This window comes from Streptomyces beijiangensis, from assembly GCF_017315755.1.
Classification (GTDB): domain Bacteria; phylum Actinomycetota; class Actinomycetes; order Streptomycetales; family Streptomycetaceae; genus Streptomyces; species Streptomyces beijiangensis.
Genome location: NZ_JAFLRJ010000024.1, coordinates 1 through 24,752, shown reverse-complemented (window position 1 = coordinate 24,752; position 24,752 = coordinate 1). Strand labels below are relative to the sequence as shown.

At 70.6% G+C, this 24,752-nt stretch carries 22 protein-coding genes and 1 pseudogene; 13 read left to right on the top strand and 10 right to left on the bottom strand.

Features of this window, described 5'->3' with window-relative positions; genetic code table 11:
* The 3 genes from J0695_RS03170 to J0695_RS03160 form a co-directional block, all read right to left on the bottom strand.
* On the bottom strand, nt 1-610 hold a 610-nt coding region (locus J0695_RS03170; RefSeq protein WP_206959937.1), incomplete at its 3' end, for an ADP-ribosylglycohydrolase family protein.
* The gene (locus tag J0695_RS03165; protein ID WP_206959935.1) at nt 594-1,784 is read right to left on the bottom strand and encodes an ADP-ribosylglycohydrolase family protein; all 1,191 of its coding nucleotides are present in this window, start codon (nt 1,782-1,784) and stop codon (nt 594-596) included. The genes J0695_RS03165 and J0695_RS03170, both read right to left, overlap by 17 nt.
* On the bottom strand, nt 1,781-2,881 hold the full coding sequence (locus J0695_RS03160; RefSeq protein WP_307798381.1) for an ADP-ribosylglycohydrolase family protein: 1,101 nt from the start codon (nt 2,879-2,881) through the stop codon (nt 1,781-1,783). The genes J0695_RS03165 and J0695_RS03160 overlap by 4 nt, the downstream gene beginning before the upstream one ends.
* A gap of 220 nt (nt 2,882-3,101) precedes the next feature.
* Between J0695_RS03160 and J0695_RS03155 the strand changes: the two genes are divergently transcribed.
* The 8 genes and pseudogenes from J0695_RS03155 to J0695_RS03120 all read left to right on the top strand — a co-directional run.
* The gene (locus J0695_RS03155) at nt 3,102-3,833 is read left to right on the top strand and encodes a VIT1/CCC1 transporter family protein (RefSeq protein WP_206959933.1); all 732 of its coding nucleotides are present in this window, start codon (nt 3,102-3,104) and stop codon (nt 3,831-3,833) included.
* A gap of 292 nt (nt 3,834-4,125) precedes the next feature.
* Nucleotides 4,126-8,694, top strand: coding sequence for a glutamate synthase large subunit (gene gltB / locus J0695_RS03150; RefSeq protein ID WP_206959931.1), 4,569 nt, complete (start codon nt 4,126-4,128; stop codon nt 8,692-8,694).
* On the top strand, nt 8,687-10,147 hold the full coding sequence (locus J0695_RS03145; protein WP_206959929.1) for a glutamate synthase subunit beta: 1,461 nt from the start codon (nt 8,687-8,689) through the stop codon (nt 10,145-10,147). Before gltB ends, J0695_RS03145 begins: the two co-directional genes overlap by 8 nt.
* A 403-nt stretch (nt 10,148-10,550) precedes the next feature.
* Nucleotides 10,551-10,769 carry a hypothetical protein gene (locus J0695_RS03140; RefSeq protein WP_206959927.1) on the top strand — a complete coding sequence of 73 codons (219 nt, stop codon included), beginning with the start codon at nt 10,551-10,553 and terminating at the stop codon, nt 10,767-10,769.
* Between the two features lie 13 nt (nt 10,770-10,782).
* A complete protein-coding gene (locus J0695_RS03135) occupies nt 10,783-11,892 on the top strand; it encodes a hypothetical protein (RefSeq protein ID WP_242552137.1) in 1,110 nt (369 codons plus the stop codon).
* A gap of 75 nt (nt 11,893-11,967) precedes the next feature.
* The gene (locus J0695_RS03130; protein WP_206959924.1) at nt 11,968-12,684 is read left to right on the top strand and encodes a VWA domain-containing protein; all 717 of its coding nucleotides are present in this window, start codon (nt 11,968-11,970) and stop codon (nt 12,682-12,684) included.
* A complete protein-coding gene (locus J0695_RS03125) occupies nt 12,645-13,262 on the top strand; it encodes a HutD/Ves family protein (protein WP_206959922.1) in 618 nt (205 codons plus the stop codon). The genes J0695_RS03130 and J0695_RS03125 overlap by 40 nt, the downstream gene beginning before the upstream one ends.
* 30 nt (nt 13,263-13,292) lie before the next feature.
* Nucleotides 13,293-13,658: pseudogene (locus tag J0695_RS03120) on the top strand (VOC family protein); the annotation flags it as partial.
* Nucleotides 13,659-13,710: 52 nt separating this feature from the next.
* On the opposite strand, the gene J0695_RS03115 reads toward J0695_RS03120, so the two are convergent.
* From J0695_RS03115 to J0695_RS03105, 3 genes are read right to left on the bottom strand one after another with little or no spacing between them, the layout of a single operon-like run.
* A complete protein-coding gene (locus tag J0695_RS03115) occupies nt 13,711-14,082 on the bottom strand; it encodes a VOC family protein (RefSeq protein ID WP_206959920.1) in 372 nt (123 codons plus the stop codon).
* 9 nt (nt 14,083-14,091) lie between these two features.
* Nucleotides 14,092-15,075 (bottom strand): acyl-CoA dehydrogenase family protein, encoded by a 984-nt coding sequence (locus tag J0695_RS03110; protein ID WP_206959919.1) that lies wholly within the window; start codon nt 15,073-15,075, stop codon nt 14,092-14,094.
* Nucleotides 15,072-16,214 (bottom strand): acyl-CoA dehydrogenase family protein, encoded by a 1,143-nt coding sequence (locus J0695_RS03105; protein WP_206959918.1) that lies wholly within the window; start codon nt 16,212-16,214, stop codon nt 15,072-15,074. Before J0695_RS03105 ends, J0695_RS03110 begins: the two co-directional genes overlap by 4 nt.
* Nucleotides 16,215-16,285: 71 nt before the next feature.
* Here J0695_RS03105 and J0695_RS03100 point away from each other — a divergent pair, with 71 nt between their 5' ends.
* From J0695_RS03100 to J0695_RS03080, 5 genes are all read left to right on the top strand, one after another.
* On the top strand, nt 16,286-17,074 hold the full coding sequence (locus tag J0695_RS03100) for an SDR family oxidoreductase (protein WP_206959917.1): 789 nt from the start codon (nt 16,286-16,288) through the stop codon (nt 17,072-17,074).
* 291 nt (nt 17,075-17,365) lie between these two features.
* The gene (locus J0695_RS03095) at nt 17,366-17,953 is read left to right on the top strand and encodes a TetR/AcrR family transcriptional regulator (protein WP_206959938.1); all 588 of its coding nucleotides are present in this window, start codon (nt 17,366-17,368) and stop codon (nt 17,951-17,953) included.
* Nucleotides 17,954-17,979: 26 nt separating this feature from the next.
* Nucleotides 17,980-19,137, top strand: a complete 1,158-nt coding sequence (locus J0695_RS03090) for an acetyl-CoA C-acetyltransferase (RefSeq protein ID WP_206959916.1) — start codon at nt 17,980-17,982, stop codon at nt 19,135-19,137.
* Between the two features lie 272 nt (nt 19,138-19,409).
* Nucleotides 19,410-19,613: a cold-shock protein gene (locus tag J0695_RS03085; RefSeq protein ID WP_003969786.1), complete on the top strand. Its 204-nt coding sequence runs from the start codon at nt 19,410-19,412 to the stop codon at nt 19,611-19,613.
* 104 nt (nt 19,614-19,717) lie between these two features.
* Complete coding sequence (locus J0695_RS03080; RefSeq protein WP_206959915.1) at nt 19,718-21,331, top strand: DEAD/DEAH box helicase; 1,614 nt, start codon at nt 19,718-19,720, stop codon at nt 21,329-21,331.
* A 16-nt stretch (nt 21,332-21,347) separates the two neighbouring features.
* Here the strand turns inward: J0695_RS03080 and J0695_RS03075 are convergent, their stop codons facing one another.
* From J0695_RS03075 to J0695_RS03060, 4 genes are read right to left on the bottom strand one after another with little or no spacing between them, the layout of a single operon-like run.
* Entirely contained in the window at nt 21,348-22,394 is a 1,047-nt protein-coding gene (locus tag J0695_RS03075) for an NAD(P)H-dependent flavin oxidoreductase (RefSeq protein WP_206959914.1), read from the bottom strand.
* Nucleotides 22,394-23,104, bottom strand: coding sequence for a CoA-transferase subunit beta (locus J0695_RS03070; protein ID WP_206959907.1), 711 nt, complete (start codon nt 23,102-23,104; stop codon nt 22,394-22,396). Before J0695_RS03070 ends, J0695_RS03075 begins: the two co-directional genes overlap by 1 nt.
* Nucleotides 23,101-23,949, bottom strand: coding sequence for a CoA transferase subunit A (locus J0695_RS03065; RefSeq protein ID WP_206959906.1), 849 nt, complete (start codon nt 23,947-23,949; stop codon nt 23,101-23,103). The genes J0695_RS03070 and J0695_RS03065 overlap by 4 nt, the downstream gene beginning before the upstream one ends.
* Nucleotides 23,946-24,695 (bottom strand): enoyl-CoA hydratase family protein, encoded by a 750-nt coding sequence (locus J0695_RS03060; RefSeq protein ID WP_206959905.1) that lies wholly within the window; start codon nt 24,693-24,695, stop codon nt 23,946-23,948. The genes J0695_RS03065 and J0695_RS03060 overlap by 4 nt, the downstream gene beginning before the upstream one ends.
* Between the last annotated feature and the right edge of the window lie 57 nt (nt 24,696-24,752).

Sequence of the window (24,752 nt, the reverse complement as noted above, 5' to 3'; positions counted from 1 at the left end):
CGTACGGAAGGGAGGCGGCCGCGAAGACCCCGGCCGCCTCCCTTCCGTACGACGACTGGTGCGCGCCCGCCACGTCGAGCGCCTCCGCGTACGCGCCCGCCGGGTTGCCCGCGTTGACCAGGCCCACCGGCGCCATGTACATCGCCGCGCCGCAGTTCACGATGTTGCCCGAACCCGCCTCGCGGGGGTCCACATGGCCGTAGTGGATGCGCGCCACGATCCACTTCTCGGCCAGGAAGATCCGCTGGAGGGGGAGCGCCTCGGCCTCCAGCTCCGGGATCCAGCGGGGGGTCGAGATCAGGTCGGGGACCAGGTGGTCGGCGACGGAGTAGGCGGTGAGATGGTCGCGGACCGTGCCGTACACCCTGATCAGCGCATGCGTCATCAGAGTGTCGTCGGTGACGTGCCCATCGCCCTTGTGGTACGGGGCGATGGGCCTCGCCGTACGCCAGTCGTCGCCGTGGAAGGGGCCGACGATGCCGCGTACCCGGCCCCCGTGCCGTTCGCTGATCTGCTCGGGCGTCCAGCCCTCGACCGGGCCGCCGAGCGCGTCGCCGACCGCGGCGCCGACGAGGCTGCCCGTGATCCGGTCCTCAAGTGTGAGCGTCATGCCGGAATTGTCCATCTGGTACGGCTGATTGCCGTGCCTGTACGAGAAGTTCGGCGAGTTCCACCAGATCGGTGCCCGCGAGCCGCGGCAGCGCACAGCCGACCAGGGTGCGACAGGCCTCCCGCCAGGCGTCCGGCAGTGCGGCGGCTCCGCCGAGTGCGCCGGTCAGGGCGCCCGCGAGGGCCGGTGCGGAGTCGGCGACGCGGGAGAGGCAGGCGGCGGACGGCACGGCCTCGGCGATGCGGCCGCGGGCGGCGAGGGTGAGGGCCAGGGCGACGGGCACCGTCTCGGCGGCGGCGATCCCGTAGCTGTAGATGTGATCGACGATCTCGTGTTCGAGCCGGGGGATCAGGGCGAAGGCGCTTCCGGCATCGCGGGCCAGCTTCACCGCGTGGGCGGCGTTGCGGCCGATCTCGGTGCACTCGGGGAGCTGCGCGAGTGCGGCGCCGACCGCCTCGCCGGGGTCCGCGCCGCCGAGTGCCGCGGCGACGGCGGCGGCCATGGCGCGGGCGCCGTGCACACCGTCACCGTCCTGGGTGTAGCGGGCGTCGTACTCGGCGAGTGCGGCGGCGGCCTCCGGGTCGCCCGGGTGGACGACGGCCAGCGCACAGGCCCGTACACAGGCCGCGTCGTCGAAGTAGTGCGGGTTGTCGTGGCCGGTGGCGGGCGGACGCAGCCCGTTGGCGAGATTGCCCAGGCCCGCGCGGACCGAGATGCGGGCGCGCAGCGGGAGCACCGCGGACTCCACCTCGGGGGCCCGGTCGGCGGCCGCGGCGACCTCGGCGGCGAGCGCGCGCCACGCGCGGTCGACGGCGGCCCTGATCCCGCCGGGCGGTGCGAGGAGCACGGTCCTGAGGGTGTACGCAGCCCACTCGGCGTCGTCCGACGGGCCGAGCCTGAGCGGCTCGGGCGGCTGGTTGAGGGCGATGGGGACGGGCAGCGTGGTCGTCGCGTTCAGCTCGGCGAAGGTGTCGAGCTCACGGGTGAGACGCCGGGTCCACTCGGGCATCCGGGCCGCCCGGTGGCGGGCCGCGGGCCACCCTGCGGCGTCTCCGCAGGCGAGCCCGATGAGCATCCCCTCGATGCGCCGGTACGGATCGGGGCAGGCGGGGTCCGCGCTCCAGGGGCGCGGTGTCTCCACCAGGGTCGGTGCGCTGTCCGGTTGCCGGGTCATGAGGTCTCCGCCGATGTGTCGTCGTCAGGGGTCAGCAGGTCCGCGATGTCCAGGACGTGGTAGCCGCGCATCTCGGGGAGGCAGCTGCCGCGTACCGGGCCGATGGCCGTCGACCACTCCTCGGGGATTGCCGAGGCTCCCTCCATCGCTCCCGCCAGCGCGCCCGCCACGGCCGCTGTCGTGTCCGCGTCGCGGCCCATGTTCACCGCCGTCAGGACCGAGGTGCGGAAGTCGCCGCGTGCGTACGCGAACGCCCCGAAGGCCAGGCCGACCGCCTCCGGTGCCAGGTCCGTCCAGGGGTAGCCGCCGATGACCACCGCCGAGCGGATCGCCCGCTCTCCCTGATCGGCGGCGACCACCGCGCGGCGCAGCGAGCGTGCCGTCCAGGAGTCCATCGGCACGACGGACAGGGCCGCGCCGATCACGGCTGCCGGGCCCGCGCCCGACATCGCCGCCGCCACGCCTGCCGCCACCGCCTGGCCGCCGTAGATGCCCTCGCCGTCGTGGCTCACCGAGCCGTCGACGGCGACCAGCCGGGCGGCCTCCGCGGGCCGGCCCGCCGCGAAGACCCCGAAGGGGGCCGCCCGCATGGCAAGCCCGTCGCTCCAGGCGTGCCGGTGCTGGGCGGAGATGGGGGCGGCCAGACCGCGGCGGAGGTTCTCCAGGGTGCCGCGCTCGCTGAAGCCCGCACCCCGGAAGGGGCCCTCGTCGAGGTCCGCGATCCAGTGGTGCCAGGCCCGCTCCACATGGGCTGCGGTGAGGGCCGAGCCGTGCCTGGCCAGCAGCAGTCCCGAGAAGATCGCGTACTCGGTGTCGTCCGTGCCCGCCGGGTTGTCCGAGACGAAGCCCTCGATACGGCCCCAGCGGCGGCGGATCTCGGAGGGCCGCATGTTCTCCGCGGGCGCCCCCAGCGCATCGCCGACGGCCAGACCGAGCAGGGCGCCGCGGCCCCGCTCACGGAGGTCCGCGGAGAGCGGGTCGGGGCAGGGCGGGCGATTGCATGCAATCGCCCAGGGATCGGGGGGTCTCCCCGCAGGTGAGTACAGCATGGCTAGCGCCTCCAGGGGCTCGCCGACCGGTTCCTGGATGTGTGCCACGCCGCGCGCCCCACGCGCCCCTGAAACCTCACTGTCACCCGGTCGGAATCACCCGGGAGTGGCGGCTCCGGCCCTGGTAAGTACGGCCTGCCTTGCTGGCGGGGGCCTTGGTAAGTACGGCCTGCCTTGCTGGCAGGGGCCGCGAATCGTGCGTAGTTTCGAAGCCGTTGAGGGGGGCGGGACGAGTCCGGGCCCGCAGTGCAAGAGCAAGGGGATAGCTGTGTCCATCATCGATACCGAAGCGACGCTGCACGAGGCGCACCGCGACAACCACACCCACCGTGATGTCAACGGCGGCTGGCTGCGCCCCGCAGTCTTCGGTGCGATGGACGGTCTGGTCTCGAACCTCGCGCTGATGACGGGTGTGGCCGGCGGCGATGTCTCGCACCGCACGATCGTGATCACCGGCCTCGTCGGACTCGCGGCCGGAGCCTTCTCGATGGCCGCAGGTGAGTACACGTCAGTCGCCTCGCAGCGCGAGCTCGTCGAGGCCGAACTCGACGTCGAGCGGCGGGAGTTGCGTAAGCACCCCAAGGACGAGGAGAACGAACTCGCGGAGCTCTACGCGTCCCGGGGCGTCGAGCCCGAGCTGGCCCGCGAGGTCGCGCGCCAGCTGTCGAGGGACCCGGAGATGGCCCTGGAGATCCATGCGCGCGAGGAGCTCGGCATCGACCCGGGCGATCTGCCCTCCCCGCTCGTGGCCGCCGTCTCGTCCTTCACGGCCTTCGCGCTGGGGGCGCTGCTGCCCCTGCTTCCGTACCTTCTGGGAGCGCAGGTCATGTGGCCCGCGCTGGTCGTCGCGCTCATCGGGCTGTTCGGCTGCGGGGCGGTCGTGGCGAGGGTCACCGCGCGCTCCTGGTGGTACAGCGGACTGCGTCAGCTGGCGCTCGGTGGGGCAGCGGCAGGTGTGACGTACATCCTGGGCGCGCTGTTCGGAACCGCCGTAGGGTGAGACACTATGTGAAGCGCTGCATAAGTAGTCCGTTACTCAACGGTTTTGATTCGTTAACCGTGGGGCATAAGGCGAAAGCGCTGTGGGCAACGACGCCTGCTCTGCTGCGGGTCGACGGACAGCGATCTGTCCCTCTCCGACCCACCTCCACCGCCACGAGCGGTGTCCGCATGTTGGAATGAACTTTCCGCTTTTCGAGAAGCGTTCCATCATGTAACCTGCACGAAATTTCGCAGAGGGCCAACGTCGTCCCTCGGCTATTGCATATGCCACGACGACGACGGGAGTGCCGATGCGTTCCGACGCCTGGTCGCCCATGGAGGGTCGCCCCGCCCAGCAGGGGATGTACGACCCTCGTAACGAACACGATGCCTGTGGTGTCGGGTTCGTGGCCACTCTTACCGGTGTGGCCAGCCATGAGCTGGTCGAACAGGCGCTGACCGTACTGCGCAATCTCGAACACCGCGGTGCCACGGGCTCCGAGCCGGACTCCGGCGACGGCGCCGGGATCCTGCTCCAGGTGCCGGATGCCTTCCTGCGCGAGACCGCCGGATTCGACCTCCCCGAGGCCGGTTCGTACGCCGTCGGCATCGGCTTCCTGCCGATAGACGGAGACGAAGCGAGTGCGGCTGCCGTCTCACAGATCGAGACGATCGCCGCCGAAGAGGGCCTGACGGTTCTGGGCTGGCGTGAGGTTCCCGTCACCCCCGATCTGCTCGGCAACGGCGCCCGCGCCACGATGCCGGCCTTCCGCCAGCTCTTCGTGAGCGACGGCAGCTCCAAGGACATCGCGCTCGACCGCAAGGCCTTCGTCCTGCGCAAGCGCGCCGAGCGCGAGGCCGGGGTGTACTTCCCCTCGCTCTCCGCCCGGACGATCGTCTACAAGGGCATGCTCACCACGGGGCAGCTGGAGCCGTTCTTCCCGGACCTCTCCGACCGCCGCTTCGCCACCACCGTCGCGCTGGTCCACTCGCGCTTCTCCACGAACACCTTCCCCAGCTGGCCGCTGGCCCACCCGTACCGCTTCGTCGCGCACAACGGCGAGATCAACACGGTCAAGGGCAACCGCAACTGGATGAAGGCCCGTGAGTCCCAGCTCGCATCGGATCTCTTCGGAGCCGAGAAGCTGGACCGGATCTTCCCCGTCTGCACCCCGGACGCCTCCGACTCGGCCTCCTTCGACGAGGTCCTGGAGCTGCTCCACCTCGGCGGCCGCTCGCTGCCGCACTCGGTGCTGATGATGGTCCCCGAGGCGTGGGAGAACCACGAGTCGATGGACCCCGCCCGCCGCGCCTTCTACCAGTACCACTCCACGATGATGGAGCCCTGGGACGGCCCGGCCTGCGTCACCTTCACCGACGGCACCCAGGTCGGTGCCGTACTGGACCGCAACGGTCTGCGCCCCGGCCGCTACTGGGTGACGGACGACGGCCTCGTCGTCCTGTCCTCCGAGGTCGGCGTGCTCGACATCGACCCGGCGAAGGTCGTCCGCAAGGGCCGCCTGCAGCCCGGCAAGATGTTCCTCGTCGACACCGCCGAGCACCGCATCATCGAGGACGACGAGATCAAGGCGTCCCTGGCCGCCGAGAAGCCGTACGCGGAGTGGCTGGAGACCGGCGAGATCGAGCTCGAGGACCTCCCCGAGCGCGAGCACATCGTCCACACCCACGCCTCCGTCACCCGCCGCCAGCAGACCTTCGGCTACACCGAGGAAGAGCTGCGCGTCATCCTCGCGCCGATGGCCCGCACCGCGGGCGAGCCGCTCGGCTCCATGGGCACGGACTCGCCGATCGCCGCGCTCTCCGAGCGCCCGCGTCTGCTGTTCGACTACTTCACCCAGCTCTTCGCGCAGGTCACCAACCCGCCGCTGGACGCGATCCGCGAGGAGCTCGTCACCTCGCTGCGCTCCGTGCTCGGCCCGGCGGGCAACCTGCTGGAGCCGACCGCGGCCGCGTGCCGCAGCGTCACGCTGCCCTTCCCGGTGATCGACAACGACGAGCTCGCCAAGCTCATCCACATCAACGCCGACGGCGACATGCCCGGCATGAAGGCCGCGACACTCTCCGGTCTCTACCGGGTCAGCGGCGGCGGCGAGTCCCTGGCCGCCCGCCTGCAGGAGATCTGCACCGAGGCGGACGCGGCCATCGAGGCCGGCGCCCGGCTCATCGTCCTCTCCGACCGGCACTCCGACGCCGAGCACGCACCGATCCCCTCGCTGCTGCTGACCTCGACGGTCCACCACCACCTCATCGGCACCAAGCAGCGCACCCAGGTGGGCCTGCTCGTCGAGGCCGGTGACGTCCGCGAGGTGCACCACGTCGCGCTGCTCATCGGTTACGGGGCTGCGGCCGTCAACCCGTACCTCGCGATGGAGTCCGTCGAGGACCTTGTCCGCGCGGGCACCTTCATAGAGGGTCTGGAGTCCGAGCAGGCCATCCGGAACCTGATCTACGCGCTCGGCAAGGGCGTCCTGAAGGTCATGTCGAAGATGGGCATCTCGACCGTGGCCTCGTACCGCGGCGCGCAGGTCTTCGAGGCCGTCGGTCTCGACGAGGCCTTCGTGGCGACGTACTTCAACGGCACGGCCACCAAGATCGGCGGCGCCGGTCTGGACGTCGTCGCCAAGGAGGTCGCCGCCCGGCACGCCAAGGCGTACCCCGCCTCCGGCATCGCCGCCTCGCACCGTGCGCTGGAGATCGGCGGCGAGTACCAGTGGCGCCGCGAGGGCGAGCCGCACCTCTTCGACCCGGAGACGGTCTTCCGCCTGCAGCACGCCACGCGCAACCGGCGCTACGACATCTTCAAGCAGTACACCGGCCGGGTGAACGAGCAGTCCGAGCGGCTGATGACGCTGCGCGGACTCTTCGGCTTCAAGTCCGGCCGTGAGTCGATCTCCATCGACGAGGTCGAGTCGGCGTCCGACATCGTCAGGCGCTTCTCGACCGGCGCCATGTCGTACGGCTCGATCTCGCAGGAAGCCCACGAGACCATGGCCATCGCCATGAACCAGCTGGGCGGCAAGTCCAACACCGGTGAGGGCGGCGAGGACGCCGAGCGTCTCTACGACCCGGCCCGCCGCTCCGCCATCAAGCAGGTCGCCTCCGGCCGCTTCGGTGTGACGAGCGAGTACCTGGTCAACGCGGACGACATCCAGATCAAGATGGCGCAGGGCGCCAAGCCCGGCGAGGGCGGCCAGCTGCCCGGCCACAAGGTCTACCCGTGGGTCGCCAAGACACGTCACTCGACGCCGGGCGTGGGCCTCATCTCCCCGCCGCCGCACCACGACATCTACTCCATCGAGGACCTGGCCCAGCTGATCCACGACCTCAAGAACGCCAACCCGGCCGCACGTATCCACGTGAAGCTGGTGTCGGAGGTCGGAGTCGGGACCGTCGCCGCGGGTGTCTCCAAGGCGCACGCGGACGTCGTCCTCATCTCGGGACACGACGGCGGTACGGGCGCCTCGCCGCTCACCTCGCTCAAGCACGCGGGCGGTCCCTGGGAGCTCGGCCTCGCCGAGACCCAGCAGACGCTGCTGCTCAACGGCCTGCGCGACCGCATCGTCGTCCAGACCGACGGTCAGCTCAAGACCGGCCGTGACGTCATCATCGCCGCGCTGCTGGGCGCCGAGGAGTTCGGTTTCGCGACCGCGCCGCTCGTCGTATCCGGCTGCGTCATGATGCGCGTCTGTCACCTCGACACCTGTCCGGTCGGCATCGCGACCCAGAACCCCGTTCTGCGCGAGCGCTTCTCCGGCAAGGCCGAGTACATCGTCAACTTCTTCGAGTTCATCGCCGAAGAGGTCCGCGAGCTGCTGGCCGAGCTCGGCTTCCGTACGATCGAAGAGGCCGTCGGCCACGCCGAACTCCTCGACACCGAGCGGGCCGTGGACCACTGGAAGGCGCAGGGGCTCGACCTCAACCCGCTCTTCTACGTCCCCGAGCTGGCCGAGGGCGCCGTACGCCACCAGGTCATCACCCAGGACCACGGTCTGGAGAAGGCGCTCGACAACGAGCTCATCAAGCTCTCCGCCGACGCGCTGCAGGCCTCGGCCGCCGAAGAGGCGCACCCGGTCCGCGCCCAGGTCGCGATCCGCAACATCAACCGGACCGTCGGCACCATGCTCGGCCACGAGGTGACCAAGAAGTTCGGCGGTGCGGGCCTGCCCGACGACACCATCGACATCACCTTCACCGGTTCCGCGGGCCAGTCGTTCGGTGCGTTCGTGCCGCGCGGTGTGACGCTGCGGCTGGAGGGCGACGCCAACGACTACGTGGGCAAGGGCCTCTCCGGCGGGCGCGTGATCGTCCGTCCCGACCGGGGCGCCGACCACCTCGCCGAGTACTCGACCATCGCGGGCAACACGATCGGCTACGGCGCCACCGGCGGCGAGCTGTTCCTGCGCGGCCGCACCGGCGAGCGGTTCTGTGTCCGTAACTCCGGTGCCACGGTCGTCTCGGAGGGCGTGGGCGACCACGGCTGCGAGTACATGACCGGCGGTCACGCGGTCGTCCTCGGCGAGACGGGACGCAACTTCGCGGCCGGCATGTCCGGCGGTGTCGCGTACGTCATCGACCTCGCGAAGGACAACGTCAACCCCGGGAACGTCGGCGCGATCGAGGCCCTGGCCGAGAGCGACAAGCAGTGGCTGCACGATGTCGTGCAGCGGCACGCCGAGGAGACCGGGTCCACCGTGGCCGGGAAGCTGCTCGCCGAGTGGGACACCGCGGTCGACCGCTTCAGCAAGATCATCCCGACCACGTACAAGGCAGTGCTCGCCGCCAAGGACGCCGCTGAGCTCGCCGGTCTCTCCGAGTCCGAGACCACCGAGAAGATGATGGAGGCGGCGACCAATGGCTGACCCCAAGGGCTTTTTGACCACGGGCCGCGAGGTCGCGCAGACCCGCCCCGTCGCGGAGCGTCTGAAGGACTGGAACGAGGTCTACGTTCCCGGTTCGCTGCTGCCGATCATCAGCAAGCAGGCCGGACGCTGTATGGACTGCGGCATCCCGTTCTGCCACAACGGCTGTCCGCTGGGGAACCTGATCCCCGAGTGGAACGACTACGCGTACCGCGAGGACTGGTCGGCCGCCTCCGAGCGACTGCACGCCACGAACAACTTCCCGGAGTTCACGGGCCGCCTGTGCCCCGCTCCGTGCGAGTCGGCGTGCGTCCTCGCCATCAACCAGCCCGCCGTCACCATCAAGAACGTCGAAGTCTCGATCATCGACAAGGCGTGGGACAGCGGCGACGTCACCCCGCAGCCCCCGGAGCGCCTGTCCGGCAAGACCGTCGCCGTCGTCGGCTCGGGCCCGGCGGGACTCGCCGCGGCCCAGCAGCTGACGCGGGCCGGTCACACGGTCGTCGTGTACGAGCGGGCCGACCGCATCGGCGGTCTCCTGCGGTACGGCATCCCCGAGTTCAAGATGGAGAAGGTGCACATCAACCGCCGCATCGAGCAGATGCGCGCGGAGGGCACCAAGTTCCGTACCGAGGTGGAGATCGGCCGCGACATAGACGCCAAGAAGCTGCGCAAGCGGTACGACGCGGTCGTCATCGCGGCGGGCGCCACGGTCTCCCGCGACCTGCCGGTCGCGGGCCGTGAGCTCAACGGCATCCACTTCGCGATGGAGTACCTGCCGCTCTCGAACAAGGTGCAGGAGGGCGACTTCGTCACCCCGCCGATCACCGCCGAGGGCAAGCACGTGATCGTCATCGGCGGCGGCGACACGGGCGCGGACTGCGTGGGCACCGCCCACCGCCAGGGCGCGGCCTCGGTCACCCAGCTGGAGATCATGCCGCAGCCGGGCGAGGAGCGGGCGGCCCACCAGCCGTGGCCGACCTTTCCGATGCTCTACAAGGTCACCTCGGCCCACGAGGAGGGCGGCGAGCGGGTCTACTCCGTCTCGACGACGCACTTCGAGGGCGACGAGGACGGGAACGTCCAGTTCCTGCACCTGACCGAGGTCGAGTTCATCGGCGGCAAGCTGACGCCGAAGCCGGGCACGGAGCGCAAGATCCCCGCCCAGCTGGTCACCCTCGCCATGGGCTTCACGGGCACGGACCAGGCCAACGGTCTCGTCCAGCAGTTCGGCCTGGAGCTCGACGAGCGCGGGAACGTCGCGCGCGACGCGGACTTCGCGACGAACGTCGGCGGCGTGTACGTTGCAGGTGACGCGGGCCGCGGTCAGTCGCTGATCGTCTGGGCGATCGCCGAGGGCCGCTCGGCGGCGCGAGGCGTGGACCGCTTCCTCACGGGGGCGAGCGAACTGCCTGCCCCGATCAAGCCGACGGACCGCTCACTGCTGGTCTGATCTGCTTCACCCCCTCATACGTCCCGCACAATGGCGTGCGGAACTGAACGCGGCGCCTGCCTTGTCCCCGACCGGACGGTGGGCGCCGTGGCGCGTCTGCCTCCGGCGGGCCAGGTGGACGGGGTCGGAGAGCTGGGCCCCCGTGTACGCGACCTTCGGCCGCGTGTCCTCAATCGCCGGACGGGCTTGATTTGCCCGATATGGGCTCGTCTTGCTTGGGCTGTATGTGCCTGCACCTGCAAGACCGTGCCGGGCAAGATCAGCCCCTCCGGCGATTGAGGAGCGGGGTCTGGGGCGGAGCCCCAGTGGGGGTTCGGCGGACCACCGTGCATCTCTATTGACTAAAAGTCAGTTTCGCCGCACGCTCAGGACCGAGCCGCCGTCCGCCCCCCCGGGAGGTCCCGTGAGCACCGCCGCCCTGCCGTACCTCACCACCGAGCTCAACGCCCCACCACCCGACTCCGTCGCTCAACTCCCCGAGCCCCAGCTCCAGTTGCTCGCCGACGCCCTCCGCGCCGAGCGCGCCCGCCGGGCCGAAGGGCTCGGCGAAGCCGCAGAGGAAGCCCTCAAGCTCGTGCCCGGCATCGCCCGCGGCCCCGTCCGCCGCATCCTCTTCCGGTGAAGGGCTGATCCCCATGGCCAACATGGACAAGCTGCGCAATCGCGCCGAGACCCAGAAGATCGCCCGCCTCCTCGGCGAGGACCCCGACCGCCTCCGCTTCCTCCAGGACCTCCCCGCCGACGACGTCCGGACCCTGCGCGAACAGACCGTCGCCACCCTCTTCGACCACCAGCCCGAGATGCTCGACCGCATCGCCAAGGCCACCAGACTCGTCCCCGCGGGCGTCGCCGCCGCCATCTCCCAGAAGGCGCTCGGCCCGCGCCTGGCCGCCGCCGTCGCCGGCCGGCTGGAGCCGCCCCGCGCCGCCGACATCATCGAGAAACTCCCCGTCTCCTTCACCGCCGAGTCCTGCGCCCACCTCGACCCCCGCAGGATCCCCGGCATCGTCGACCGCCTCGACGAGAACCTCCTCGTGCGGATCTCGGTCTCCCTCGCCGAGCGCGGCGACCACATCACCATGGGGCGCTTCGTCGGGCACCTGCGCGACCACGCCCTGGAGCGGATCCTGCCGCAGGTCGGCGACGACTCCGTCCTGCGCGCCGGCTTCGCCATCGACCGGCCCGACCAGCTCGGCAGGATCATCGCGCTGATGGGCCCCGAACGGCTCGCTGCCGTCATCGCGTCGGCCACCGCCGACGGCCTGTGGCCCGAGGCGCTCGCCGTCGCCGGCATGGTCACCGGCGAGCAGCGTGCCGCCATCGCGACCCTCGCCGCCCGCCGACCGCAGGCCGAACTCGACGCGCTGGTACGGGTCGTGGCGGATCAGGGCCTGTGGGAGTCGCTGCTCCCGCTCGTCGCCCTGCTCGACGAGGAGGACCGGCGGGCCGTCGCCGTACTGCCGTCGCTGCGGGAACCCGACGTGCTCGGCGGGATCGTGCAGGCCGTGGTGGTGACGGGCCTGTGGGCCGAGTTCCTGCCGCTGGCCGGGCTGCTGCCCGAGGAGTCCCGCAAGGTCGTCGCGGACGCGGCGGGCCGCCTCGCGGACGGCGAACTCGACGCGCTCGCCCGTGAGGTCGACAAGCAGGACCTGTGGGAACTGGTGCTGCCGCTCGTGGCGCTGATGGACGACACCGGCAAGCAGCGCATCTTCGAACTGCCCGCATTCCAGGACCAGTCCGGGTAAAAGCGCGCGGGCGCCGGGTGCGGCCGTCCTGTGTCGTACTGTCGGCTGATCGAGTCGACCGAACGGGAGCACCGGATGGCCATCAGTCTCCAGAAGGTGGAGGAGACCGCGCCCGCGCTCGTCAGCCTCTACAAGGCCGCGGGCGTATCGCTGGACAAGCACGGTCTGAACGGGCAGCGCGCGGCCGTCTATCTGGTCATCGACTACTCGGGATCGATGAAGCCCTACTACAACGACGGCAGCGTCCAGGCGCTCGCCGACCGGGTCCTCGGGCTCGCCGCGCACTTCGACGACGACGGCACCGTCCCCGTCGTCTTCTTCTCCACGGACGTCGACGCGATCGAGGACATCACCCTCGCCAACCACCACGGCCGCGTCGAGAAGATCGCCGACGGTCTCGGCCACATGGGGAAGACCAGCTACCACCTCGCCATGGACGCCGTCATCGACCACTACCTCGACAGCGGCTCGACCGCACCCGCGCTCGTCGTCTTCCAGACGGACGGCGGCCCGATCAACAAGCTCGCCGCCGAGCGCTATGTCTGCAAGGCGGCGAAGCTGCCGCTGTTCTGGCAGTTCATCGGCTTCGGCGACCCGGGCAGCCGCCAGTTCGAGTTCCTGCGCAAACTCGACGAACTCGCCGTCCCCGCACGCCGTCCCGTCGACAACGCGGGCTTCTTCCATGCCGGTACCGACCCGCGGAAGGTCTCCGACAGTGAGCTCTACGACCGGCTGGTGGCAGAGTTCCCCCTATGGCTGAGCACGGTGCGGGCGGCAGGGATGGTGCGGTGACGGCGGCGGTACGGGTACTGAGGGCCGCCGGGCGCGCGGCCGTCCCCTGGAAGAACGGCGGCGGCATCACCCGGGAGATCGCCGCCTGGCCCGAGGGTGCGGGGATGGACGACTTCGCCTGGCGCGTCAGCCTCGCCGACGTACACGAGGACGGGCCCTTCTCCGCCTTCCCCGAGGTGGACCGCACGCTGACCGTCGTCGAAGGCGCCGGGATGGACCTCACCGTGGGCGGCGTACGGACCCTGGTCGACGAGCGGTTCGTACCGCGGGACTTCGCGGGGGACACGGCGACCGACTGCCGCCTCCTCGACGGCCCCGTCGTGAACTTCAACGTGATGTACCGCAGGGGCCGCACCGAGGTGACGACCGCTGTCGTACGGGGCCGGCTCGCCGTCGATGTCCCTCCCGGCGCGACCGTGCTCCTCGTCGCGCTGGACGGGGTCGCGACCCTCGAAAGCGCGGGCCGCGAAGGCGCCGGCATCGAACTCAAGCCGTACGACGCCGTGTTGGCGACCGGCGGCCCGCTCGGCGTACTGCACGCCGTCGGCCGCACCGCACTTGTCACCCTGCGTCCGTAGCCGCAGGGCGGGCCGGGCATAGTGGCGGCCATGACTTCTCTCATACGGCACATCACCATCGACTGCGCCGATGCCTACCGGCTCGGAACCTTCTGGTCGCAGGTCCTCGATACCCCGCTGGACGATGACGACCGGCCCGGCGACCCGGAGGCTCTGGTCGCGGCGCCCGGGGTCGCGGTGCTGTTCATCCAGGTCCCGGAGCTCAAGTCCGCGAAGAACCGGCTGCATCTGGACCTTCAGCCGCAGGACCGCTCCCGCGACGAGGAGGTCGAGCGGCTGCTGGCACTGGGGGCCGCGCTGCTCGACGACCGGCGGAACCCGGACGGCACGGGGTGGGCGGTCCTGGCCGACCCCGAGGGCAACGAATTCTGCGTGGAGCGCAGCGCGGCCGAGCGCGAGAAGACCGCCTGAGCCCAGCGAGGTCAGCAGGTGCCGGGAGCCCGGCAGGTCACTCCTGGATCAGACAGAAGGGGTGGCCCGCCGGATCCGCGTAGACCCGTGAGCCGCTGTCGCCGTCGTCGAGGAGATTGGCCCCCGCCTCCAGGACCTCCTGCTCCGCGCGGTCCAGGTCGTCCACCGCGAAGTCGAGGTGGAACTGTTGCGGGCGGGACGGATTGGGCCACTCCGGGGCGCGGTAGTCCTCCGCCCGCTGGAAGCCCAGGACCAGGCCCGACGCCGTGTGGAGGGTCGTCCAGTCGGCGTCGAGGGACCAGCGGGGGTCCGGGCGGTTCACCGCGCCGCCGAGTACCACCTGATAGAAGGCGGCGAGGCTCGGCGGGTCGGGGCAGTCCAGGACTATGCACTGCAGGGCGGCGATCATGCGTGGATTCTAGGCGGTGAGGACGGCGGCCCTGCAGGCGGAGGGGGTACCCCAGGAATCCCGCAGGGGACGGGCCTTGCGCAGCCACAGGGAGAGGTCGAGTTCCTCGGTGTATCCGACCGCGCCGTGGAGCTGGAGCGCGGTGCGGGCCGCGGTGTACGCCGCCTCGCCCGCGGTCACCTTCGCCGCCGCGATATCGGCGGGAGCCATCGTCAGCGCGGCCCCGTAGAGCAGCGGGCGGGCGAACTCCAGGGCGATCAGGGTGTCCGCGAGACGGTGCTTGACCGCCTGGAAGGCGCCGATCGGCGTCCCGAACTGGGTGCGCTGCTTCACGTACGCGACCGTGTGCTCCAGGAGCGTCAGTCCCACCCCGAGCGACTGTGCGGCGGTCGCGAGCCGTGCCCAGCCCAGGGCGTACGCAGCCGCTTCCGTCACCGCCGGGCCTGCCGCGAGCACCTCGCCGCCCGGCCGCGGGACGGCGAGCCGCCGTGCCGGGTCGGCGGAGACGACGACCGGGTGGTGGCCGGAGGCCAGGGTCAGCTCGTGCCCGTCCGTCACGGTCAGGCAGAGGTCCGCGGAGTCCGCGTCCAGCGCGTAGGGGCCGCCGCCCGGCGCCACCAGCGTCGCGCTCGTCCCGCCGGAGGCGAGCGCGGGCAGCAGGCGCTTGGCGGGCGAGGCGTCGCCCAGGTCGGCGAGACGGCCCAGGAGCGCGGCCGCGGCGACCGTCTCCACCACGGGCCCGGGGACCGCGTGACGGCCCAGCTCCACAAAAGCGGCGGCCAGTTCCACGGGGAGCGGGCCCACGCCCTCGTACGCCTCGGGAACCGCCAGCGCGAAGACCCCCGCGTCCGCGAGCCGCGACCACAGGGCCAGGCCGGGCGCAGGGTCCCCGGCGGCCCAGGACCGTACGACCGCGGGCGTGCCGGCCGCGGTGAGCAGCCCGTCCAGCGAGCGTGCGAAGTCCTGCTGTTCGTCGGTGAGCTGGAACCTCATGCCCGGCGTCCCCTCGGCAGGCCGAGCAGCCGCTCGGCGATGATGTCGCGCTGGATCTCGTTGGTGCCCGCGTAGATCGGCCCGGCGAGCGAGAAGACATACCCCTCGGACCAGGCGGTGTCCGCCAACTCCCCTTCGGCGCCCAGGAGATCGAGTGCCGTCTCGTGGAGCGCGATGTCGTACTCCGACCAGAAGACCTTGTTGAGGCTCGACTCGGCGCCGATGGTCCCGCCCGCCGCGAAGCGCGAGGCGCCCGCGTACGTGAAGAGCTGATAGGCGCGGGCGCCGATCACCGCGTCCGCCACCCGGTCCCGCAGCTCCGCCTCCGCGCCCCGCTCGTGCCACAGGCCGACGAGACGGTCGGCAGCGGCCAGGAACCGGCCGGGGGAGCGGAGGGTGAGACCGCGCTCGTTGCCGGTGGTCGACATGGCGATGCGCCAGCCCTGCCCCGGTTCGCCGATGACGTCGCGGTCGGGGACGAAGACCTGGTCGAGGAAGAGTTCGGCGAAGGCGGGCTTTCCGTCGAGGCGGCCGATGGGCCGTACCGTGACGCCCGGCGCCTTCAGGTCGAACATCAGATACGTGAGGCCCTGGTGGGGCTTGGGCGCGTCGGGATCGGTACGGAAGATGCCGAAGGCGCGGTCGGCGAAAGCGGCACGCGACGACCAGGTCTTCTGGCCCGAGAGGAGCCAGCCGCCCTCGGTCCGTACGCCGGTCGACCTGAGCGAGGCGAGGTCGGAGCCGGACTCGGGCTCGGACCAGGCCTGGGCCCAGATGGTGCCGCCGCTCGCCATCGGGGGCAGCACGCGGGCGCGCTGCTCGTCGGTCGCGTGGTCGAAGAGGGTCGGGGCGAGGAGATTGATGCCGTTCTGGGAGACCCGTCCTGGGCCGCCCGCCCGGTAGTACTCCTCCTCGAAGACCAGCCACTGGAAGATGTCGGCGCCCCGGCCGCCGTACTCCACAGGCCAGTTGACGACCGACCAGCGGTCGGCGGCCAGCCGCCCCTCCCACTCCCGGTGCGCCGCGAAGCCCTCCTCGGTCTCCAGAGAGGGCAGCGGCTCGGACGGGACGTTCGTCGCGAGCCACTCCCTGGCCTCGGCCCGGAAGGCGTCCTCGTCGGCGGTGTGCGTCAGATCCATCGGCTGCTCGCCCTCTCGCTCTCCGTCGCTCCCTGTTCCCTAACAAGTGTTTGGTAGGTTAACGTGCTGGTGTGACGAACAACAAGCCGCAGTACGTACCCGGCCACGGCCTGCTGACCGGCAGGACCGCCGTCATCACCGCCGCCGCCGGAGCCGGCATCGGCGGCGCCACCGCCCGAAAATTCCTGGAGGAGGGTGCGAGCGTCGTCATCGGCGACGCCCACGCCCGCCGCCTCAAGGGGTCCGAGGCGGCACTCGGTGAGGAGTTCGGCGCGGACCGCGTCTCCTCGCTTCCCTGCGACGTCACCGACGAGGCCCAGGTCCAGGCGCTCTTCGCACTCGCCGAAGAGACCCACGGCGGGCTGGACATCGTCGTCAACAACGCGGGCCTGGGCGGGACTTCGGCCCTCGTCGAGATGACCGACGACCAGTGGACCAAGGTCCTGGACGTCACGCTCAACGGAACCTTCCGCTGCACGAGAGCCGCCCTGCGCTCGTTCAAGGAGGCCGGCCGCACCGGAGTGATCGTCAACAACGCGTCCGTCGTCGGCTGGCGCGCCCAGGCGGGCCAGGCCCACTACGCGGCCGCCAAGGCCGGTGTCATGGCGCTCACCCGCTGCGCGGCGATCGAGGCCGCCGAGTACGGCGTACGCGTCAACGCCGTCTCCCCGAGCCTTGCGATGCACCCGCACCTGGTGAAGGTCACCACCCCCGAACTCCTCACCGAGCTCACAGCCCGCGAGGCCTTCGGGCGCTACGCCGAGCCCTGGGAGGTCGCCAACGTCATCGTCTTCCTGGCCAGCCAGTACTCCTCGTACATGACCGGCGAAACCATCTCCGTCAGCAGCCAGCATGCTTAGGGGGTGCCCGGCGGATCATGCCGCGGTCGCGCCGGTCTGGTGCGCACATCTGCGGCGTTGCCGTCGGTCACCAACGCTCCGCGTTGATTCCCTCCTCCGCCTTGCAGCCGCGCTCGGCATCCGGAGGATGAATCAAGAGCCGAGACGGAGCGAAGCGCAGTGCACCAGACCGCCGCTCACCAGCACAGATTGTTCAACGCCAAACGCTAGCGGCCTGATCCGCCGGACACCCCCTGAGTCCACAATGGCGGCGTGCCCTCGAACAGCAGCAACGCAAAGAAGAAGCCGCCGGTGACCGCCACCCCCGCCCGGCGCCGCGAACTCCTCGACACCGCAGCCGAAGTGTTCGCCGCCCAGGGCTACAACGCCACCACCGTCCGCAGGATCGCGGACGAGGCGGGGATGCTCGCCGGCAGCCTCTACTACCACTTCGATTCCAAGGAATCGATGGTCGACGAGATCCTCTCCACCTTCCTGACCGAGCTGTGGGCGGGTTACGACGCCGTCCTTGAAGCCGGTCTCGGCCCCAGGGAGACCATCGAGGCCCTCGTCACCGAGTCCTTCCGGGAGATCGACCGGCACCGCGCCGCCGTCGCGATCTACCAGAAGGAGTCGAAGCAGCTCGCCGCCCTGCCCCGCTTCCACTACCTGACCGACTCCCAGACCAAGTTCGAGAAGGCCTGGCTGGGGACGCTGGAGCGCGGAGTGGCCGACGGGGTCTTCCGTACCGACCTGGACATCCGGCTCACCTACCGCTTCGTCCGCGACACCGTCTGGGTCGCCGCGTCCTGGTACCGGCCGGGCGGCCAGCACAGCCCCGAGGAGATCGCCCGCCAGTACCTCTCGATGGTCCTGGACGGCATCTCCGTCGTTACGTAACCCATCGCATCGGAGGACCAACAGCCATGGCCGAGGCCTACATCGTCGAAGCGGTACGCACCCCCGTCGGACGGCGCAGGGGAGGCCTCGCCGCCGTGCACCCCGCCGACCTCGGCGCGCATGTGCTCAAGGCGCTCGTCGCCCGCTCCGGAGTCGACCCCTCGGCCGTCGAGGACGTCGTCTTCGGCTGCCTGGACACCGTGGGCCCGCAGGCCGGCGACATCGCCCGTACGGCGTGGCTGGCGGCAGGACTGCCCGAAGAGGTCCCCGGCGTGACGATCGACCGCCAGTGCGGCTCCTCGCAGCAGGCCGTGCACTTCGCCGCCCAGGGCGTGCTCTCCGGCACACAGGACCTGGTGGTCGCGGGCGGCACCCAGAACATGTCGCAGATCCCGATCGCCTTCGCCTCGCGCCAGGCAGCGGAACCGCTCGGCTTCACCGAGGGCCCGTACGCGGGCAGCGAGGGGTGGCGGGCGCGATACGGCGACGCACCCGTCAACCAGTTCCACGGTGCCCAGCTGATCGCGGAGAAGTGGGGAATCTCACGTCTGGACATGGAGGAGTTCGCGCTGCGCTCCCATCAGCGGGCGCTGCGTGCGATCGACGAGGGCCGTTTCGCGCGCGAGCTGGTGCCGTACGGGGACGTCACGACGGACGAGGGCCCGCGCCGCGACACGACCCTCGCCAAGATGGCGGGCCTCAAGCCCGTCCTGGAGAACGGCACCATCACCGCGGCCTGCTCCTCCCAGGTCTCGGACGGCGCGGCAGCGATGCTGATCGCCTCCGAGCGGGCGGTCGCGGAACACGGGCTGACCCCGCGCGCCCGCATCCACCACCTCTCGGTGCGCGGCGAGGACCCGATCCGGATGCTGTCCGCCCCGATCCCGGCGACGGCGTACGCCCTGAAGAAGACCGGGATGTCCCTCGCCGACATCGACCTGGTCGAGATCAACGAGGCGTTCGCCCCGGTCGTCCTGGCCTGGCTGAAGGCGACGGGAGCGGATCCGGACCGGGTCAACGTGAACGGCGGCGCGATCGCGCTCGGCCACCCGCTGGGCGCGACGGGGGTCAAGCTGATGACCACCCTGCTGCACGAGCTGGAGCGCACGGGCGGCCGCTTCGGGCTGCAGACGATGTGCGAGGGCGGGGGTCAGGCGAACGTCACGATCATCGAGCGGCTGTAGTCGTGGCGCCGTGGGGAAGCCGTGCGGCTGTGACGGCAGGGACACCTGTGATGCGTGTGTCGAGCGGTCCGTCCCCCACGTCGATCAAGAGCTGTGCTACTGTAGGTCCTGTTGCAGTTTTGGTACCCATGAACTTTATGTGCGCCTGACGGGAATGTTCCTCAGGCGCATTGTTAGTTTTTCCGGTCTTTCTCCGGTTATGGGGTTCAATGCGGCGACGCGGAATTCGTAAAGTGCGAATTTCCGGCACTGCACCTGTTTGGGAGAATGTTATGGCCACCGGTACCGTGAAGTGGTTCAACTCGGAAAAGGGCTTCGGCTTCATTGAGCAGGACGGCGGCGGCGCCGACGTCTTCGCCCACTACTCCAACATCGCCACCTCGGGCTTCCGTGAGCTCCAGGAGGGCCAGAAGGTCTCCTTCGACGTCACGCAGGGCCAGAAGGGCCCGCAGGCGGAGAACATCGTCCCGGCCTAATTGCCGGACGCGTACCTCGCTGACCGGGGCTCGTACCTTCGCGGTGCGGGTCCCGGTTTGTGCTGTGTGTCCGACAATGATCTGCCAGGAAGGCTTGAAACTGCATGACCCGCTCCGCTGAACGCCCCGCACGCCCCGCACGCAACCATTCGTCGAGGGGTCGCTCTCAGGCCCCCGCCAAGGCTCCGGCCCGCAAGGCGGCCCCCAGGCCCGCCGAATTCACGCTGCCGGAGTCCATCACCCCCGCGCTGCCCGCCGTCGAGGCTTTCGCCGAGCTGGACATGCCCGCCGCCCTCCTCAAGACCCTCGGGGCCCAGGGCGTCACCGATCCCTTCCCGATCCAGGGCGCGACCCTGCCGAACTCCCTCGCGGGACGCGACCTCCTCGGTCGCGGACGCACCGGGTCCGGCAAGACGCTCGCCTTCGGTCTCGCGCTGCTCGCCCGTACGGCGGGCCGGCGTGCCGAGCCCAGGGCGCCGCTCGTGCTCGTGCTCGTACCGACGCGTGAGCTCGCCCAGCAGGTCACGGACGCGCTGACGCCGTACGCGACCTCCGTGAACCTCCGCCTCGCCACCGTCGTGGGCGGTATGTCGCTCGCCAAGCAGGCCGGCACGCTGCGCCGTGGCGCCGAGGTGCTCGTGGCCACGCCCGGGCGCCTCAAGGACCTCATCGAGCGAGGTGACTGCCGACTGGACCAGGTCGCGATCACCGTCCTCGACGAGGCCGACCAGATGGCCGACATGGGCTTCATGCCGCAGGTCACCGCGCTGCTGAAGCAGGTCGTGCCGGGCGGACAGCGGATGCTGTTCTCGGCGACGCTGGACAAGAACATCGACCGGCTGGTCAAGATGTTCCTGACCGACCCCGTCGTGCACTCCGTGGACCCGTCCGCGAGCGCCGTGACGACCATGGAGCACCACCTGCTCTACGTCGCCGACGCCACGGACAAGAAGGCCGTCACGACGCGCATCGCCGCCCGTGACAACCGCGTGATCATGTTCATGGACACCAAGCGTTCCGTGGACCGGATGGTCAAGCAGCTCCTCGCGAGCGGTGTCAGGGCCTCCGGGCTGCACGGCGGCCGTTCGCAGCCGCAGCGCAACCGGACGCTCGACCAGTTCAAGACCGGTCAGGTCACCGCGCTGATCGCCACCAACGTGGCGGCCCGTGGCATCCACATCGACGACCTCGACCTGGTCGTCAATGTGGACCCGCCGACCGACCACAAGGACTACGTGCACCGCGGTGGGCGTACAGCCCGTGCCGGTGAGTCCGGCAGTGTCGTCACGCTCGTACTCCCGGAGCAGAAGCGGGAGATGACCCGGCTCATGTCGGACGCGGGCATCACGCCGCACACCGCGCGGGTCAAGTCCACCGACGACGAGCTCGTGCGGATCACCGGCGCCCAGGAGCCCTCCGGGGTTGCTGTCGTCGTCGACGTCCCGCAGCCGACGCAGCCGCAGTCGACGCGCCGTTCGCGCCCCAGCCGGCCCTCGCGGTCCGGTGGCGGTGGCGCCGCGGGCGGCGCGGCGGCAGCTCAGGGCAGCCGCGGCAGCCGTGGGCGCCGTGGCGGCCAGGGCGGCGGCGGAGGCCGTGTCGGGCAGCAGGGTCAGGGCGGCGGCCAGGGCCGTGGCACCCAGGGTGGTGGCCAGAGTCGTGGCGCCCAGGGCGGTCAGGGCCGTGGCGGCCAGGGCGGCGGCCGTCGGGCTGCTGCCTGACGGTTGTACGAACGTCTCAGAGGCGCGGGAGTGTGCTCAGCACCTCCCGCGCCTCTGTCATGATCCGGCCGATCAGCTCGGCGCACGACGGCAGATCCGTGATGAGGCCCGCGACCTGGCCCGACGCCATCACACCGAGGTCGGTACGGCCGTCGACCATCGAGGCCTTCAGCAGCATCGGGGTGTTGGCGGCCAGCAGGACCTGACTCCATGTCAGGTCCTTTCCGTGTTTCATGGCAAGACCGTCACGGATCATCTGCGGCCAGGAGAGCCCCGAGAGCTTGCGGAACGATGCGGCCCGGCGGGCGGCATGGAAAAGGGCGCGCGTACGGCCCGAATCTTCGAGCGTACTGACCAGTTCGCTGCGGAGCATCCGGTGGGGGAGCCCGTCCACCGCCGTGGTGACCGTGATGCCCTTGACCGTTGCCTCCAGGTACTTGGCCTTGACCGCGTCGGGGACTGTCGAGTCCGAGGTGAGGAGGAAGCGGGTGCCCATCGCGATGCCCGCCGCCCCGTAGGCGAGGGCCGCGACCAGGCCCCGGCCGTTGTAGAAGCCGCCCGCCGCGATGACCGGGATGTCGACCGCGTCGACAACTTGCGGGAGCAGGACGGTTGTTGCCACCTCGCCCGTGTGGCCGCCGCCCTCGCCGCCCTGGACGATCACCGCGTCCGCACCCCAGGCCGCGACCTTCTCGGCATGGCGGCGAGCGCCGATGGAGGGGATGACGACCACCCCCGCCTGCTTGAGCTCCGCGATCAGGTCACGGGAGGGGGCGAGTGCGAAGGACGCCACTTTCACGCCCTCGTCGATGATGATGCGGACGCGGTCGCGCGCGTCGGACGCGTCCGCGCGGAGATTGACGCCGAAGGGCTTGTCCGTACGGGACTTGACCTCGCGGACCGCTCGGCGGAGCTGCTCGGTGGTCATCGTCGCCGAGGCGAGGATCCCCAGCGCGCCCGCGTTCGCGGAGGCCGAGACAAGGCGGGGGCCCGCCACCCAGCCCATGCCCGTCTGGACGATCGGGTGCTCGATGCCGATGAGCTTGGTGAGGGCCGTCTCCATCACACCAGCACCTCGCGCACGAGGTGGAGCTCGTGGGGCGTCGGTTCCCGGGTGTACGGGACCTCTTCGGGTACGGCGAGGGGAAAGCCGGTGGCCTCCTGGACCTCGGTGAGCGTCACACCGGGGTGGAGCGAGACGATGCGCATCGAGTGGTCCGGGGTCGCGAAGTCGAAGACGCCCAGGTCGGAGATGACGTACGGGATGCGGTGGAAGCGGGTGGCCGAGGGGCCCGCGGCCTCGGCGCTGTCGTAACCCACCCCGCTGATCATGTCGACCCTGGGCACGAAGACCCGGGTGGAGTGCTTGGGGATCCAGTAACTCGTCGGATTGTTCAGGGTGTTGACGGGGGCGCCCCGGACGCCGAGGAGCTGGCGGGTGGGGCGGTGCCAGTCGCCGATGCAGGAGATGTTCTGGTTGCCGTGACGGTCGATCTGGCTCGCGCCCATCATCACGTGACGGCGGCCGCCGGTGACCATCGTGAGGTGCTTGCGGTACGGGAGCCAGCCCTCGGGGGTGCCGTCGAGACTCACGAGGTTCGCCTCGCCGTCCGTGAGGAGCAGGTCGGGGGCGAAGGTGCTCTTGGCGAGGCGGGCGCCGAGTGCGGGGACCGGGCCCATGGGGGAGGCGAGGATCTCACCGTTGTCGCGCCAGGCTTCGGCGCAGGCGATGACGCAGTACTCGGTGCGCGTGGTCGGTGTCGTCAGCGTCACTGCTGCTCCTTGTGCCAGGCCTGGACTTGGGACTGGTAGTGCTGTTCGTCGCCGGAGAGGAAGCGGGCCGCGAACTGGGCGTAGGGGGTGGTCGCGTAGTGGCGCTGGAAGGCCTCGTCGCGGCCGTAGTCGGGGGCGCAGGAGGTGAAGTGGGCGCCGTTCGGGGTCTCGCAGACGCCGGTGGTGGTGTGGCGGCTGATGAGGAGGGTCTGGGGGGTGTGGTCCTTGGTGAGGTCGGCCGTGTCGACGAGCTGTTCGCAGGAGAGGTACGCGGTGTCGGCGGCCTCGCAGAACAGGTCGTCGAAGTAGGGGTCGGGGCCGAGGTACTGGCCGTTGCCGAGGCGGTCGGCGCGGTTGAGGTGGACCAGGGCCGCGTCCATGCGCAGCGCGGGGACGGCGACGAACTCCTCGCCGTCGTCGTAGGGGGAAGTGACCGTGCGGAGGTGGGGGTTGACGCGCATGACGTCGGAGCCGATGCCCGCGCGGACGGGGAGGAAGGGGAGGCGGTTGGCGGCGGCGTGCAGGCCCCACATGAACATCGCCTCGTCGATCTCGGTGAGTTCGAGCGTGCCCTGCTCGCGGGCGGCGCGGTAGTGGGGCTCCAGGGGGATCGAGTCGAGGGTGGTGAAGGCGGCGGTGAGCTTGCGGATACGGCCCGCCGCGGCGAGGAGGCCGACGTCGGGGCCGCCGTACGAGATCACATGGAGATCGGTGATCTCGGAACGGAGCAGCGCTCGGACCAGGGCCATCGGTTTGCGGCGCGATCCCCAGCCGCCGATGCCGAGCGTCATGCCGGAGCGGAGACGGGAGATCACTTCGTCGGGGGTCATGGTCTTGTCGGTCACTGGCCGGCCTCCTTGCCGAAGGTGTCGCGGACGCGGTCGGCGACTCCGCTGAGGTTGGCCTCGAAGGTGAAGCCCTGCTCGAAGCGGTAACTGCGGTGTACGTCCACGGGGTCGATGCCGTTGATCGCGGCCTTGGCGAGCCGCAGGAGCTGGCCGTCCTTCGCGGCGATCTCCCGCGCCAGGTCCAGGGCCGCGTCGGCCAGTTCGGCGGGTGGGACCACCTTCCAGACCGAGCCGTGCGCGTGGAGCTCGGCGGCGGTGGCGGTGCGCGAGGTGAAGTACAGGGCGCGCATGAGGTGTTGGGGGACCAGTCGGGAGAGGTGGGTGGCCGCGCCCAGGGCTCCGCGGTCGAGCTCGGGGAGACCGAAGGTGGCGTCGTCGGAGGCGATGATCACGTCCGCGTTGCCGACCAGGCCGATCCCGCCGCCCAGACAGAAGCCGTTGACGGCCGCGACGACGGGGACCTCGCAGGTGTAGACCGCCGAGAACGCCTCGTAACAGCCGTGGTTGGCGCCGATGAGTGCGGTGTGGCCGGGGTCGCGCTGCATCTCCTTGATGTCCACGCCCGCGTTGAAGCCGCGGCCCGCCGCGGCCAGGATCACGCAGCGGGTCCCGGGGTCGCGGCCGGCGGCGCGGAGTGCGTCGGCGAGGTCGTGCCAGCCCTGGACCGGGAGGGCGTTGACGGGCGGGAAGTCGACGGTGATGCGGGAGATTCCCTTTTCGGGGCTGGAGGTGGAGACACCCATGAGCGGATCAGCTACCTTTCCACCAAACGTTTGTTAGGTGGAAAGGTAGCTGATCCG